The sequence below is a fragment of the Bacteroidota bacterium genome (assembly GCA_035506275.1).
In the GTDB taxonomy this organism is placed as follows: domain Bacteria; phylum Bacteroidota; class Ignavibacteria; order UBA10030; family UBA8401; genus JAGVPT01.
On the sequence record DATJPT010000008.1, the window covers coordinates 1 to 14,877 of the forward strand.

The window sequence follows — 14,877 nt, forward strand, 5'->3', positions numbered from 1 at the left end:
GCGCACAGACCGTACGATGAGTCTCGAACCCTGCAAACTGCGTTTTGCAGAAAAAACCATTGGAACCGAAGATTCCAGCGGATCCTTTGACGGTATAGTAGTTGGCCAGTTCGATGGTCTTAAGGTCGAAACTGAATTCCAGCGTTTCACAGCGGGGATGGATATTGAGGCAGATTCCTTTTCGGGTGGTATCTATGAAGAAGGTTGGATTCCTCCCTTTTCGCATCGAGCGGCGGACTTCACCGGTGTACTTCGTGTCAAAGAGGCGAAAATATCCGTTGCAGTCTCTTGATACCATCTCGGGGAAAAATTCAATACCGTCTTTTTGCATGTCCTCCCGTTTCGGAATATACCCGTAACCGTATCCCCATGACGGATGGAACCTCCCTTTCAGTTTTTCGTCGACGAGCCAGTGTTCCCATGATCGCTGCTCTGCGAAATATTTGAGCGTATCGATGAGATTATCGACTGCTTCCAAGCTTTTTGCTTTGCCACTGTAATGAATAGTGATGCCCATAGAAAATTCCTCCTATATGAATGATGAAATAATCTGATTTCATCATCATACGGTTTGAAATTTTCCCTAAGTAGGGTCTTTATGCCGAAAGGGGAAATTACGAGCTGGGCTTCACCACTTCCGTAAGGATTTTGCCATCAAGTGGCAACTCGTCGAGGCGGGCAGGACTCTCATTCTTCTGCAACATGATCATATCATTGTTCCAAAGAATAAGTGTACAAATCCTGGTAACCTAATTTCCTGGAAAGGCTATAGCTGCTGCCCTATAGTGGCTTTAGTTGAGGAACCTAAAGCAGGTGGAGGTTAATGGCTAAAGCAATTCTTTGAATTCATCGCCCTTTACATAACTGAAGAGGCAAGATACATTGTTGAAAATTATCTTATTAACATTTATGGAGTTTTGAAGATTATGACCCTTTGAAAAAAGAAGATATAACAGGATCGAAGACAGACTATGTCTCAAATTTAATACCGTTAATTTCTCCTTTATCAATTCGGACCTGCTGGTATAAAAGTCGTTTTGCATTCTAGTCATAGATCCTTTCAGTTCAGGCTGAGTCACATTAAGTCGCCATTCCTGACACACATCGACTAAGCGATGGCTTTTGCCTCTTATAGGTAGATCATACCTTGTATCAAATACCTCAATTTCTCCTTCTCTCCTCTTCCAATCTTCATGTCTAGATCTCCACTTAGAGCGAATTGATGCTAAGTGAGTGAGTTTCAAATTCTTGCGGTATGATAATAACACAGCCAAGTCGCTCGAAAATTGATGCCCGACGAAAATGTTATTCGGTGAAGTCAAAAAAATCTGCGCACATTTATTGGCTGCTTTGCACAAGAATTCAGCTTCACTTACCTTGTCTATGTAATACGAAAAAAAACCGAAATCTAATTTAGTATCTGGGAAACTTAGATCCTCTCTATCGTCGACATATACAAAGGAGAAACAGAACGGCTTGTTGCCATGTTTCGCATGATAGTTTTTCGTCCACTCAACATCAAAACCAACGATGTATCTTTTTGCAGAGACGTTAATTTCCTTTTTGTAAATTTTCATACCAATGGATAAGTTATTGGACAGATCTTATGCTCTTACCAAGATATTTTGTCAAATGGTTTTTCTTAAATCTATATTTCTTCCAGATTTCTTGGATCGTCATAAACTTGATATTTCCAATATGCTCCACTTTGTCTTCCGCGTCGTAAACTGGCCATGCAAACGTTTCTCCGTTTGGATAGATCAATATGGAATAACCCTCATTCTCGCGCGTCCATGTTGTCATTCTAAGTGAAGGGCGCCATTCAAAAGTTTTTCGGAGGTTTAGCAAATCGCTGAATAGGTTTCCTGCCTCTTCTTCGGATATAAACTCATTCTCAGGCAATAATTTCCCGTTCCCCTTGCGTATTGGCAATATGAGCTTCAGCTTCCCAGCTTGCAAAATATCCGCAATTTGAAATGTAAATGGAAGAGCCTGCATAATACTGCGCATCACCACAGCCGTAAATGAAATCGGGATTCCGACATCTTTAAATTTATATACCCCCCTAAGAATGTTGTCAAAATCGCCTCTAACTCGATTAGTCGTAGCTCTAGGTCCTTCCAGTCCAATGTTGACAAACGATATCTTGCCCATAAGCTCATGAGCAATTTTTGAAGCCGGGGTAGAGTTGGTAGGCAATCCAACTATATGGTCTTTAGAGAACATCCCAGCAATATCCACAAAGTCTTTTCTCAGTAATGGCTCCCCTCCAGACAGAAAGACGCGCTGGACTCCCTGAAGGTTTCCACAGATTACGTCTAACTCAAGCAATGTCGGATCATCAATTTGAACTGTTTCGCTACAGAATGAGCAATTAAAATTACACTTGCGAGTGATTTGTAGAATCACTGACAACGGCGCATTTATCTCATTTACCGCTTTTTCTAAATCGAAATCATCTAGCAACTCGAAATGGTGATGTTTGTCGTCATAAATAATAGGCATTGAGTTCGACGCCACGCAAACATTTTTCCGGTCCGCTTTTCCCTCTTGCATCATTTTGCCATCCCCTTCAGTTCATCGCGAATCTATTAGATTTTCCAATAGAACGCCAAGCTTGAAAGTGGATCTATCTATTGAGCCATATTCATTTTCAAAGACGATCAATTGTGTGCTTCCTTTTTTGCATTCAACTTCAGCTGCTTTTAGCAAAACGTTTTGGAATAAAAAAGCATCGGGAAATACTCTTTCGAGATCTAATTGACGTTTTCTTGACATAATCAGTTTTTTCCAAGATATGAATGTTGCTTCAAAGAAAACCATGATATCTGCGGTCGGCAGATTGATATTGTCAGCCAACGCCATTTGATTTGTCAACTGAAAATATGGATCGTTCGGGTGCATCAGCCATTCCATGTTTGGTTCTTTGATATAATGAGTCATCAATTTGTCATAATAAGAATCTACCAAGACAATTTGTCCTTGCTGACGTAAAGAATCAGCAATAAAAAGATTTGGCACCCGCATTGCACGAAACCAAGTCAATGCCGTAAACGCGCCGGACGCCTCCTGCATCTTAACGGCCAAAGGCCAATCTGATTCCTCTGGCTCACATAGATGTTTCCAATTTTTCTGATTACCTAATGCCTTAAAAATTGTGGATTTTCCTACCCCCGGCAGACCAACTCCGGCCACCATCAGACCTCGCTTAATCGACATTGAGTTACTCGAATCTGATGTTCATGAGGACAGCTATTATCGACGCTTATGAATTTATCTGCATGGGTCTTTACTTTTTCTATCTGTATTTATAGATTCCTCTACCTGTATAGATACTTTTTATTCGTTATTTTGGAGAATTTATTGTGGAAAAAAACAAATTAATAGGCATATGGATCCGCGTTTCTACGGAAGACCAGGCGAGAGGGGAAAGTCCGGAACATCACGAAAAGCGGGCGCGATATTACGCCGAATCCAAGGGATGGACCGTCAAAGAGGTTTACCACCTCGAAGCGGTGAGCGGAAAATCGGTGATGGATCATCCCGAAACGAAGCGGATGCTCGCGGATATCCACAAAGGGCATATCACCGGCATCATTTTCTCGAAACTCGCACGCCTCGCAAGAAACACGAAAGAGCTGCTGGAGTTCGCGGATATCTTCCGTTCCGACAATGCCGACCTTATATCGCTCCAGGAAGCGATTGACACCTCTAGCCCGGCCGGCCGCCTCTTCTACACTATGATCGCCGCCATGGCCCAATGGGAGCGGGAAGAGATTGCCGACCGCGTGGCCGCCTCCGTTCCGGTCCGGGCAAAACTGGGAAAATCTCTCGGAGGGGCGGCACCTTTTGGTTACCAATGGATTGACAAGAAACTTGTTCCCGACGTTAAGGAAGCACCAGTCCGGAAGCTCATCTACGATCTTTTCCTCGAACACAAGCGAAAGAAAGCCGTCGCCCGCATTCTCAATACGTCCGGCTACCGTACCCGGAATGGATCGAAATTCAGCGATACCACGATCACGAGGCTTCTCCAGGACCCGAGCGCCAAGGGGCTCCGGCGAGCAAACTACACCAAAAGCCTGGGAGACAAAAAGCACTGGGAGCTGAAACCATCCACCGACTGGGTATTCACCGAGATTGAACCGATTGTTTCGGAAGAGACATGGAATCATTGCAACAAGATTCTCGATGAACAGCACAAGAACCACAAAGTGCCAGCCCGTCCCGTCGTCAATCTCTTTTCGGGAGTCGTCGTCTGCAATTGTGGAAGCAAGATGTACGTCCCCTCGAATTCTCCAAAATACACCTGCCCCAAATGTCGGAACAAGATAGGAGTCGAGGATCTTGAATCGATTTTCCACGAACAGCTCAAGAACTTCCTGTTCTCTCCCACGGAGATTGAGAATTACCTCAAGGGAGCCGACCGGACAATCCATGAAAAGGAAGAGCTTGTTGAGGGACTCTATCAGCAGCAGAAAGACATCAAACAGGAGATGGATAAGATGATGAGGCTCTATCTTGACGGGGAGATGCCCAAAGAAGGCTTTGGAAGGCACTACAAGCCCCTAGAAGACCGGCTAAAGCAGGTCGAGGCTCAGATACCCGAAGCCCAGGGAGAGATCGATTTCCTGAAGATTCAGCTCATGTCCGGCGACCAGATCATCAGCGAAGCCCGAGACCTGCACAGCCGTTGGACAACCCTCGCCGCGGACGAAAAGCGCCGGATCGCCGAGACCATAACGGAACAGATCATCATTGGTCATGACGACGTTTCCATCAATCTTTGCTATCTCCCCTCATCCCCTGAAATGGCGGCAACTGGGCAACGCAACCCCAGGGATTCATCGCACACACAAGCATAAAATTCGCGGGAAAATCGAGCGACATCTTCGACCGGCTAATCGTCACTCTCCCATCCTCGAGCGGCTGGCGCATCACTTCAAGAACATTCCTTGCGAATTCCGGAAGTTCGTCCAGGAAAAGAACGCCGTGATGTGAAAGCGATATTTCGCCCGGGCGGGGAATCGTACCTCCCCCGACAAGTGCGCTGTCGGAGATCGTGTGATGAGGGGATCGGAACGGCCGTGTTGCCACCAACGCAGAATTGGGGGGGAGCAATCCGGCGACAGAATGGATCTTGGTCGTCTCAATACTTTCGTCGAACGTCAGCGGCGGAAGAATGCTTGGCAGCCGCCGGGCGAGCATGGTCTTCCCCGAGCCGGGGGGACCGATCATAATGATATTGTGTCCGCCGGCCGCGGCGACTTCCAAGGCGCGCTTCACATTTTCCTGCCCTTTCACGTCAGCAAAATCGAGCGGATATTTTTGCGAGACGGCGAAGACTTCGTCGACATTGATTTTGAGCGGCTGGATCGCCAGCTCGTCGTTTAGAAGTGAAACGGTCTCGGAAAGATTCTCAACGCCGAAGACGTCGAGCCCTTCAACCATTGCCGCTTCTCGGGCGTTCTCCTTAGGAAGGATGATCCCGCAAAATCCTTTCTTCTTGATTTCCACCGAGATCGGAAGAATCCCATGAACCGGACGAAGGCTCCCATCAAGCGCAAGTTCGCCGAGAATGACATATTTTTTCAACAGATCCTCACGCGCTTGACCGCTCGAAGCAAGCATCCCCACCGCGATAGGCAGGTCGTAGGATGAACCTTCTTTCTTCACATCCGCCGGCGCTAAATTGATCGTAATACGTTTGTTCGGGTATTCGAGCCCCGAATTTTTTATTGCCGTGGCGACACGCTCCCGGCTTTCTTTGACGGCGTTGTCCGGCAACCCGACCATGAAGAAGTTCGGGATGGTATTCTCGATGTTGGTCTCTATTTCAATGAGGTAGGCGTTGATACCGTAGGTTGCACTGCTGAGAACGACTGATAACATGAAGGCCCCCCTTCGGAAAGGAAATTAAAAATGAAAAATAAAAGATTAAAAATCAGGAATTAAACATTGAGCGGATCCCCCTTAGTGCAGTAACGAAACAATGATGAATCAACTTCAACGATGAGCGCGGAGAAAGTCGAGACGATCCTGAACTTTTTCGATCGGCGTCAGCAGCCGGTCCTTCCCGAACAAGGCATCTTTCTGATTTGAGAAGGCAAGCTCGTATTCCTTGCTCATGATGATCGCCTCCTCGGGACACACCTCCTCGCAGAATCCACAGAAGATACAGCGGAGCATATTGATCTCGAATTTTTCCGGGTACCGTTCCTTTTCGTCCTTCGTTTCAGCCGCCTGCACCTCAATAGCCAGCGACGGGCACACTCTGCTGCACAAACCGCAGGCCACGCAACGCTCGGTGCCGTTCTCTTCCACAAGGATCGGCCGCCCACGGAACGATGCAGAGGGAGCAAATTTCTTTTCGGGGTACTGAACAGTGAACTTTGGCCTGAACATTTGGGCAACGGTCAGCCTCAGCCCCTTCACAATTTCCGGGATATACATCTTCTCCAGAACCGTTAGATCCTTTTTCCGAACAACCTTGCTGTGTTCCATCTCGCCATTATCCTTTGATTTTCATTTCATCGTAGCACAAAATACAGACCCGTCACCAGGATGTTTGCGAGCGAAAGCGGAAGCATGACCTTCCATCCTATATTCATCAGCTGGTCATAACGGAATCGAGGAATCGTCCAGCGGACAAGAATAAAGAAGAGGAGGACAAGCCCAACCTTCACCGCGAAGGAGGCAACCTGAAGCAGGCTTACCGCGAGGTCCGAAAATCCCAGGTGCCCGACAAACGGCAGCTGCCATCCGCCCAGATATAATGTTGTGATAACGGCTGAGGCTGTTATCATGTTCGCGTACTCTGCCAGGAAGAACAGGCCGAATTTCATTCCCGAGTATTCGGTGTGGTAACCGCCGACCAGTTCCGGCTCAGCCTCGGGCAGGTCGAAGGGAAGGCGGTTCGTTTCCGCGAACGATGCGACAACGAACGTGATGAAGCTGACGGGCGTTCTCCAGAAGAACCACATCCCGTGCGCCTGGGCTTCGACGATCTTGTTCAACTGCAGCGTCCCCGCTATCATCAGCACACCGATGATGGAGAGGCCCATTGAAAGTTCGTAACTGATCATCTGCGCCGATGAACGAAGTCCGCCGAGGAGCGAATACTTATTGTTGGACGACCATCCACTGAGGGTGATGCCATAGACTCCGAGCGATGAAAGCGCCAGAAGATACAGTATCCCGACATTCACGTCCGCGATCATCAACTTGAAATCGCGGCCGAACAGGTGGATCGAATTGCCGAACGGAATGACGGCGAATGTCGTCATCGCGACAACGAGCGAAATGATCGGGGCGAGGCTGTGGACGAATTTGTTTGCCGCTTTCGGAACGATATCCTCTTTCAAAAACAACTTTATGATATCGGCAACAGGCTGAAACATTCCGGCCGGACCGACCCGGTTGGGACCGATGCGGTTTTGAATGAAGGCGCTCACTCTCCGTTCAACCAGCACGAGATACGCGACAACTGTCAGGTTGACCAGGAAGACGAAAACGATTTTTACTAACGGTTCAATGATGTTCATATAGTATATTTCTGGTCGAATGATAATACTTACGCCGTCACACCCGCTTTTGCCTTCATCACCATCCCTTTGGTTCCGATCTTCGGGTAGGTGAGCCCCTTAAAGCCGTCGACCTTTTGCGCAATATCGGCAAAGACTTCGTCGGATGAATTGTATTTGAATTTCGCTCCCATCAACGCAGCAAGGATCGTAATGATTTTCCACGAAGGGCGCGCATCGCGGCGCGGCCCTTTTCCCCAGCTGTCGTTCGGGGCAGCAAATCGATCCCACCTGCTCATTTCAAATCCATCGAGGGCCCGGTCCTGTTCAAGCGTTGTGACGGCGGGACGAATACGCTGAACACGTTCCTGGAAATTTGTCACTGTCCCGTTTTTTTCCGCATACGTCGAGCTTGCGAGGACAACATCGGCGAAATCGGTTGTCGCCGACTTATTTGAAGCGTGAACCGCGAAGAACTCAAGCTTGGAGAGCGCGTCCGCGACATCAGGGCTCATCGCGATATTGTCTTCCAGGGCATACAGCGCTTTGATTTTTCCTTCTTTGACCGCCTGAATGATCTCCTGGAATGCCATCCCTCCTTCCGCCGGAGCGACGCCGACTGCTTTTGCACCCGTGCTGTTCGGTGTCTTGTCGGCCCGGATCAAGATATTGTCTTCATCCCCTTCAACAATGTGGCGCATGAAATCGACGTTCTTGGTTCCCAATACTTCCTTTGCCAGCCGCTGTACAGCGAAATTATCCTCGTTGGTCGCAAAGGCCGAACCGAGAACGGCGATCTCCGATTTCTTAAACGACTTCAACTCCGAAGCAACTTTTGCGATCGCTTCATCCCAATCGACGTCAACAAGGCCAGCGTCTCTTCGTACCATCGGAGCCTTGATGCGTGTGTCCGCGTTGACGGATTTGAATGTTTCCATCCTTCCATGGTCGCACATCCAATAGCTGTTGACATCTTCATTGCGTCGTGGTGTAAGGCGGAGAATCTCGTTGTTGCGTACACCGATCTCAATATTGCATCCACGCGCGCAACCCTGACAGACGCTATCCGTGAACGACATTTCCCATACCCGGGATCTGAATCTGAAATCGCGATTCGTCAGCGCGCCGACCGGGCAGATGTCCACGACGTTCATCGAATACGGGTTGTCGAGTTTCTCGCCGGGGAACGTTTCAATGACGGTGTGATCCCCCCGCTCCACAAATTGAAGCTGGTGAACCCCTGCGACCTCATCGCAAAACCGAATGCACCGGGAACAAAGAATGCATCGCTCGGCATCGAACATGACCCGCGGACCGATCTCAACGCGCTTCGGTTTGTGAACTTTATCTTCCTGAAACCTGCTGAAACCTGCGCTGTGTTTGTACGCATAATCCTGAAGCTTGCATTCCCCCGCTTCATCGCAGATCGGACAATCAAGAGGGTGATTGATCAGCAAGAATTCCATGACCGCGTTCCGCGCGTGAAGGACGCGTTCATTGTTCGTATGAACAACCATCCCGTCCGCGACCTGCGTCGAACAGGCGATGGCAAGCTTCGGCATTTTCTCCACCTCGACAAGACACATACGGCAATTCCCGGACACCGAGAGTTTCGGATGCCAGCAGAAGTGCGGAATGGAAATGCCGTTTTCACGAGCCGCCTCAATGATCGTCCGCTTGTTGTCAACCTCGAATTGATTTCCGTCGATTGTTATTTTTGCCATAGACCTGAACGTTTAATCCGTTAAGAAACAACTTTTTCTTCGGCGCGGGATATTCTCTCGCAATACGATTCGTGAAACTCCTTCAACCTGATGACAACCTGCTCGATCTCTTCCTTCGGCGGGAGAAAGGTCGTTCTGAAATGGAGCGTGCCGGAGACCTGACCGAATCCCGATCCGGGCACGACACAGATGCCGGTCTCTTCGAGGAGCGCCAGGCAGTATTCCGTGTCCCGTTTTGCCTCGTATTCCCGCCTTTGTTCCTCCGACATTGACTGCACATCGACATGAGGCTCGGGGGGGAGCTCAAATTTGACGAACGCATACATCGCACCGTCAGGAATTGTCACCGACATTCCTCTGATGTTGTTGATCCGGGTCCCAAGCAATTCAGCCTTCGACTTCAACTCGGCGTACACCGAATTCAATTCGTTACGATACTGTTCGTAACTTTCTTCTCCTTTGCGGGGAGGAGAAACCATGACGTAGGTTGCGATCTGCCCCGGCACATTGGCGCACAAACTGATCGACTGCAGCTTGATCAATTCGGCCATCACATCGTCGGGAATATTCCTGAACTCGGCATATCCACCGCGATGGCCGCACTCTCCCAGCAATCCCTTTGAGATCGAATGAAAGCTGAAAAGAGAAATATCGTTCTCGCCAAGGTCGTGCATGACTTTTGCGAAAGAATAAAACTTGCACCCTTTTCCGTACACATTTTCCTGATAGACCTCGTCGGCCAGGATCGAGAGACGATGCTTGCGCGCAAAGCCGATGATCATCCTGATGTTGTCGTATGAGAGAACGGAGCCCGTCGGGTTTCCGGGATTGATCACTGCAATGGCGACCGGATGAGTGCCAGACCGCATTGCCTCTGTTATGCTTTCCGTCAAGGCTTTCTCATTTAGCTGCCATCGATTCTCTTCATCAAGATAGTAGCCGATTTGCTTGCCGCCGTACAATGCAATGGTCGCGCTATACAGGGGGTATTGAGGGATCGGAATCATCACCCCGTCATTCGGGCTCCTGAGAAGCGCAAGAAGCGCGGACTGAACTCCCTTGCTTGCTCCGTCCGTCAAAATGATGTGATCTTTGTCGGAAAGAATTCCGTCCCGCCGCTGAATGAATTCGGCGACGGCATTTCGAATGAACGGAATTCCCGCACTTTGCGTGTATGCGCCCGTGCCGGACGGATGCCGGGAAAGAATTGATCTGGCTTTCACCAGAACGTCGGCGGGATAAAGCCGGGCAGCTTCATTGTTGTCCAGCAATTCCGGATATTCAACGAGGCTGAGAATTTGACGAAGGTAGGTCAACGGCTTTTGTTTCAGCGCTTGCGGGTTTCCGATATTGCAATAAATGATCTTCTTCCCCTGCTCTTCCAATTGCTGAGCGCGGGAGACTATCGGTCCGCGGACGGCATATTCCGCCGACAACAAATCTGCATTCAAATCCCGGATCGAAATCATTCTGACCGTCTCGAAACAAAAAAACCTAGTTAGCCGCCGGTGAAAAAATTATTGTCGAAAACGAATCTTCCTTCAAGAGAAGCTGTGCAACGTCGGTGACATCACCCACATTTACCGAATCGATCTCCTTTGAGATCGTTTCCAGATCGGTAAACTCTCCAAAATACAATTCTCCCGTTCCCAATCGCATCATCCGAGCCGACGTGCTTTCAAGCCCGAGCAGCATGCTTCCTTTCAGCTGCGCTTTGGTTCGCTGCAATTCGGCCTTGGAAATCGGCTTGGTTCTCAGGGAATGCAATTCCGCGAAGACCAAATCAAGAGATTGCTGAACGTGCTTCTTGTCTGTCCCTAAATACACTCCGAACGAGCCCGTATCCCGCAGCATATTCAGAAACGAATAGACCGTATACGCAAACCCATACCGTTCGCGGATATTCTGGAAAAGCCGTGAACTCATGCCGTCGCCGAGGAGCGTATTCATCACAAGTGACGGAAAGCGGTTCTTACTGTGGACGCTGAACCCGATAGTGCCGGTGCAAACGTGCGCCTGCTGGATCGGCTTTTCAAATTCTTGTGTTTGTTTCTTGGTCCGTGTCAATTTCGACCGGACCGCCCTCCCCGAGGATTTCCGATGAAGTCTGAAATATTTTTCAATGAGTTCGACGAACTTCTCGTGGGGAATATTCCCGGCAGCCGCAACGACGATGTTGTCGGCAGTATAGCGATCCCGCACATAACCGATGAGATCTTTTCTCCCGAATAATGAGACATTCTTCGCTGAGCCCAGGACAGGAAACCGAAGCGTATGCCCGGAATAGATATTCGTTTCAAAATAATCGTGGATCAGGTCGTCGGGATCGTCCTCCGCATTTTTTAATTCCTCCAGCACGACAAGCTTTTCTTTTTCGATCTCCTTCTCAGGAAACAGCGGAAACTGCACAAGGTCGGACAGGACGTCGACGGCGAGTTCCGTAAACTCATCGAGCACTCTGGCATAGTAACAGGTGTGCTCTTTGGTCGTAAACGCGTTCAGGTAGCCGCCGACCGATTCTAGGCTGCGGGCAATTTGTTGCGTCGACCGGTGTTCCGTCCCCTTGAACACCATGTGCTCGAGAAAATGGGAGATCCCGTTGGTCGATTCGGTTTCGTTTTGGGAGCCGGTGTCGATCCAGATACCGATGGAAACAGATTTTACGTGGGGAATTTCCTCGCTGACAATCCTTATGCCGTTGGGGAGAACAGTCTTTTGATACGTCGCAGAGATCTCTTTTGAAGGGATTTTGTGGATTCGATTCGGCATTCGATTGTAACCATGGTGGAAGACGTAAAACTAACCAAATATAATCGGTTCCGCGGAGATAATCAACACGGCCCGACACGCGAACATTCGCGTCGGGCCGTTGATGTCACAGTCGTTGGGTACGATCAGACGACCGCAGTGCGAACTGAATAGATCGCCGGCAGCCAATCGGCCAACTGATGCCAGGAATCGCCTTCGTTCCTGCTGTAGAGAATTTGCCCGCCGCTCGTCCCGATGTAGACTCCGCTTGTATCGCAGGAATCGGCTCCCATCGCTTGACGATGAACGTGAGCGTACATGTTTTTCGTCGGCAGGCCTTTGGTCAGCTTCTTCCACCGCCCGCCCCGGTTCGTGCTGCGATAGACGCCGAATTTTCCGTCGACCGGTCCGCGGAACTCCGCCCCCTGTTCAGGAAGAACATAAATGGTGTCGGGATCATTGGGATGAACCTGAAGAGGAAAACCAAACCGGGATGGAAGTCCTTCGCTGATATCGATCCAGTTCCTGCCTTCGTTGTCGCTCCTGTACACGCCGCAATGATTCTGCTGGTAGAGAACGTTCGGCTTGGCAGGATGAAAATCAAGGTGATGCGTACATTGACCGACCTCAGGATATTTGTCGGGTTGAAAATCGGCCCGCACCCCCTTGTTTCTCGGTTCCCAGGTTGCTCCCCCGTCTTCACTGCAAAAAACCCCCGCAGCTGATATCCCAACGAACATTTTCTTCGAATCGTTCGGATCGATGCAGGTGCAATGGACCATGAGACCTCCCGCTCCGGGGTTCCATTTTTGTCTCGTGGGGTGGTTGGTCAAACTTTGGATCTCTTTCCAATTTTTTCCGCCATCGTCGGAACGAAACAAAGCGCCGGGATCTACTCCGGCGTAAAGAACATTCGGCTCACTCGCTCGGCCGGGAGCAACGTGCCACGCGCGAGCAACAGCCTTGCCTGACTTTTCGTCGAACTTGATCCCCGATTCCGATTGCTGCCAGGTTTTTCCGAGGTCTTTGCTGATGTGAACGTTCGAACCCCACCAATACGAATTGACGCAGGCGTAGAGTGTCGGTTCGCCTCTCGTGTCAAGGATGATCTCGTTGACATCTGCTCCTTTCAGAAGAGGTCCCTTCAAACTCCACTTCTTCCTCTTTTCATCGCTCGAATAAATAAATGCCCCTTTATGCGTTCCCACAAGCAGGTAAACCTTCTTCTTTGCCATGCTGAACCTCCAAAAACTTTATTAGGATTTTGGTTTGGCAGAGCGTGCTACTGCGTCTTCACCAGGGGAAAAAATTACGCCTGCGCTTCTTTCGATTCCTTGGCAAGCTGGTACCGCTCGCCGAGCCAGGCACCAAGGAGCGTTAGGAGAAATCCTTCAACAACTCCAAAAGCAATGTACCCTACCGGGACCGGCAATTGGATTCCGTATTGGATAAAGAGCCAATCTCCGATTACGGCGATCACGCCCGCAACGGCCGGTTCTTTTATCGTGACCCCCGGAGATTTGTAGCCGATGATGAAGCCGAGGATAACGAAGCTAACGGAGAATGCGACATGAATAAGGTTCAAATTGATGTTGAAGAGCGGGGCAAGAAGAAAAACGAACAGAACGTTAAGAACCAATCCGAGCGCGAGCCCGGCAAGAACCCATTTCCATTGAAAACCGACATCGTCTTTTGCTGTCCCGTCCTTCTTCTCAAAACTTCCCTGCAGCTTCTCTCCCATCCAGGCACCTGCCTGGGCAAGAATCCCGCTGAATACGAGGAGAAGGTACACCAGCGTTTTGCTCAGTCCTTCGCCGAGCGGGGTCGCGCCCAGAAGAAAGGCGAAGATGAACATCAAAATGAGTCCGGCAAAAAATGCTTCTTTGATGGTTATGCCGGGGGAAAAGTATCCCACAACCGCACCCGTCACCACGAAACCGATCAACAACACCAGCGATTGAATCGCCGTACTGTGAAACGTGGGAGCGACGATGAAAAACGACCCGCCGATAATGATAATGCCGGCGACGACTCCAATGATGACCCATTTCCACTGAGTCGGTGATGCAGTTTTCGTGACCTCATCTGACATAGGTTTCTCCTTGCATGAAATGTTTAAGAGGGATTGTGTTTATTTCGCAGCATTGTCTCTATTTTGACGGCGACCATATCGATTGCAACATGGTTATCTCCCCCGCGGGGGACGATAATGTCCGCCCAGTGTTTGCTCGGCTCCACAAATTCGAGATGCATCGGCTTGACGGTGGAAACGTATTGGTTCATGACGGAATCGATCGACCGGCCCCGATCCATGATGTCGCGTCGAATGCGCCGCAACAGACGTTCATCGGCATCGGTATCGACGAAAATCTTGATGTCCATCAGGTCACGCAGCTCTTTATCGACAAAAATCAGAATGCCTTCAATGATGATGATATCCTTTGGCGAAAGCCGGAGCGAATCCTTCATCCGGGAATGCGTCGTAAAGTTGTAGATCGGCTGGTCCACCGGAATTTCTCGTTTCAAATCACGAACGTGGCGGATTAAAAGCGACGTTTCAAGAGAATCCGGGTGGTCAAAGTTTATTTTTTCCGGCGTCAAACCAGGATAAGCGGAAATATCCTTGTAATACGAGTCGTGCTGGATAACGACAACTTTATCCTGTACTCGGAGCCGCTCCAGAACCTTCTGCGTCACAGTCGTTTTTCCCGAACCTGTGCCGCCGGCAATTCCGATAACGAGGTGATCCATTGAAGTGTGGAAAGTTTTGGAAATATACTCGAATTCTGCTGTAGATGCAAGGCAAACGCCGGTGGGTAGTGCCTGAATTGGGAATACGTTGTTCCCTGTATTTTCGCGGTTAGCCATTGACTTTGATTTTC

Annotated in this window: 13 protein-coding genes and 1 pseudogene; 1 reads left to right on the forward strand and 13 read right to left on the reverse strand. The window is 49.4% G+C overall.

Annotated features, from left to right (window positions below):
- The 4 genes from VMF88_05415 to VMF88_05430 all read right to left on the reverse strand — a co-directional run.
- Positions 1 to 517 (reverse strand): hypothetical protein (locus VMF88_05415; protein HTY10491.1); only part of this gene is annotated, 517 nt, incomplete at its 3' end.
- A gap of 310 nt (positions 518 to 827) precedes the next feature.
- Positions 828 to 1,577, reverse strand: a complete 750-nt coding sequence (locus VMF88_05420) for a hypothetical protein (protein ID HTY10492.1) — start codon at positions 1,575 to 1,577, stop codon at positions 828 to 830.
- 13 nt (positions 1,578 to 1,590) lie between these two features.
- Positions 1,591 to 2,559 (reverse strand): radical SAM protein, encoded by a 969-nt coding sequence (locus tag VMF88_05425; GenBank protein ID HTY10493.1) that lies wholly within the window; start codon positions 2,557 to 2,559, stop codon positions 1,591 to 1,593.
- A gap of 18 nt (positions 2,560 to 2,577) precedes the next feature.
- Complete coding sequence (locus tag VMF88_05430; protein HTY10494.1) at positions 2,578 to 3,219, reverse strand: hypothetical protein; 642 nt, start codon at positions 3,217 to 3,219, stop codon at positions 2,578 to 2,580.
- A gap of 146 nt (positions 3,220 to 3,365) precedes the next feature.
- On the opposite strand from VMF88_05430, the gene VMF88_05435 reads away from it, so the two are divergent.
- The gene (locus VMF88_05435) at positions 3,366 to 4,865 is read left to right on the forward strand and encodes a recombinase family protein (protein ID HTY10495.1); all 1,500 of its coding nucleotides are present in this window, start codon (positions 3,366 to 3,368) and stop codon (positions 4,863 to 4,865) included.
- Here the strand turns inward: VMF88_05435 and VMF88_05440 are convergent.
- From VMF88_05440 to udk, 9 genes and pseudogenes are all read right to left on the reverse strand, one after another.
- A pseudogene (locus VMF88_05440) lies at positions 4,840 to 5,892 on the reverse strand (YifB family Mg chelatase-like AAA ATPase). The gene VMF88_05435 and the pseudogene VMF88_05440 sit on opposite strands and share 26 nt — an antisense overlap.
- 114 nt (positions 5,893 to 6,006) lie before the next feature.
- Positions 6,007 to 6,504, reverse strand: a complete 498-nt coding sequence (nuoI, locus tag VMF88_05445) for an NADH-quinone oxidoreductase subunit NuoI (protein ID HTY10496.1) — start codon at positions 6,502 to 6,504, stop codon at positions 6,007 to 6,009.
- A gap of 26 nt (positions 6,505 to 6,530) precedes the next feature.
- Positions 6,531 to 7,544 (reverse strand): NADH-quinone oxidoreductase subunit NuoH, encoded by a 1,014-nt coding sequence (gene nuoH, locus VMF88_05450; protein HTY10497.1) that lies wholly within the window; start codon positions 7,542 to 7,544, stop codon positions 6,531 to 6,533.
- A gap of 29 nt (positions 7,545 to 7,573) precedes the next feature.
- A complete protein-coding gene (locus VMF88_05455; protein HTY10498.1) occupies positions 7,574 to 9,247 on the reverse strand; it encodes a molybdopterin-dependent oxidoreductase in 1,674 nt (557 codons plus the stop codon).
- Positions 9,248 to 9,267: 20 nt separating this feature from the next.
- Positions 9,268 to 10,716: an aminotransferase class I/II-fold pyridoxal phosphate-dependent enzyme gene (locus tag VMF88_05460; GenBank protein HTY10499.1), complete on the reverse strand. Its 1,449-nt coding sequence runs from the start codon at positions 10,714 to 10,716 to the stop codon at positions 9,268 to 9,270.
- Positions 10,717 to 10,741: 25 nt separating this feature from the next.
- On the reverse strand, positions 10,742 to 12,016 hold the full coding sequence (locus tag VMF88_05465; protein HTY10500.1) for a pitrilysin family protein: 1,275 nt from the start codon (positions 12,014 to 12,016) through the stop codon (positions 10,742 to 10,744).
- A 125-nt stretch (positions 12,017 to 12,141) separates the two neighbouring features.
- Entirely contained in the window at positions 12,142 to 13,230 is a 1,089-nt protein-coding gene (locus VMF88_05470; GenBank protein ID HTY10501.1) for an exo-alpha-sialidase, read from the reverse strand.
- Positions 13,231 to 13,304: 74 nt separating this feature from the next.
- Positions 13,305 to 14,087, reverse strand: coding sequence for a hypothetical protein (locus tag VMF88_05475; GenBank protein ID HTY10502.1), 783 nt, complete (start codon positions 14,085 to 14,087; stop codon positions 13,305 to 13,307).
- A 23-nt stretch (positions 14,088 to 14,110) separates the two neighbouring features.
- Positions 14,111 to 14,746 (reverse strand): uridine kinase, encoded by a 636-nt coding sequence (gene udk, locus VMF88_05480; GenBank protein HTY10503.1) that lies wholly within the window; start codon positions 14,744 to 14,746, stop codon positions 14,111 to 14,113.
- Between the last annotated feature and the right edge of the window lie 131 nt (positions 14,747 to 14,877).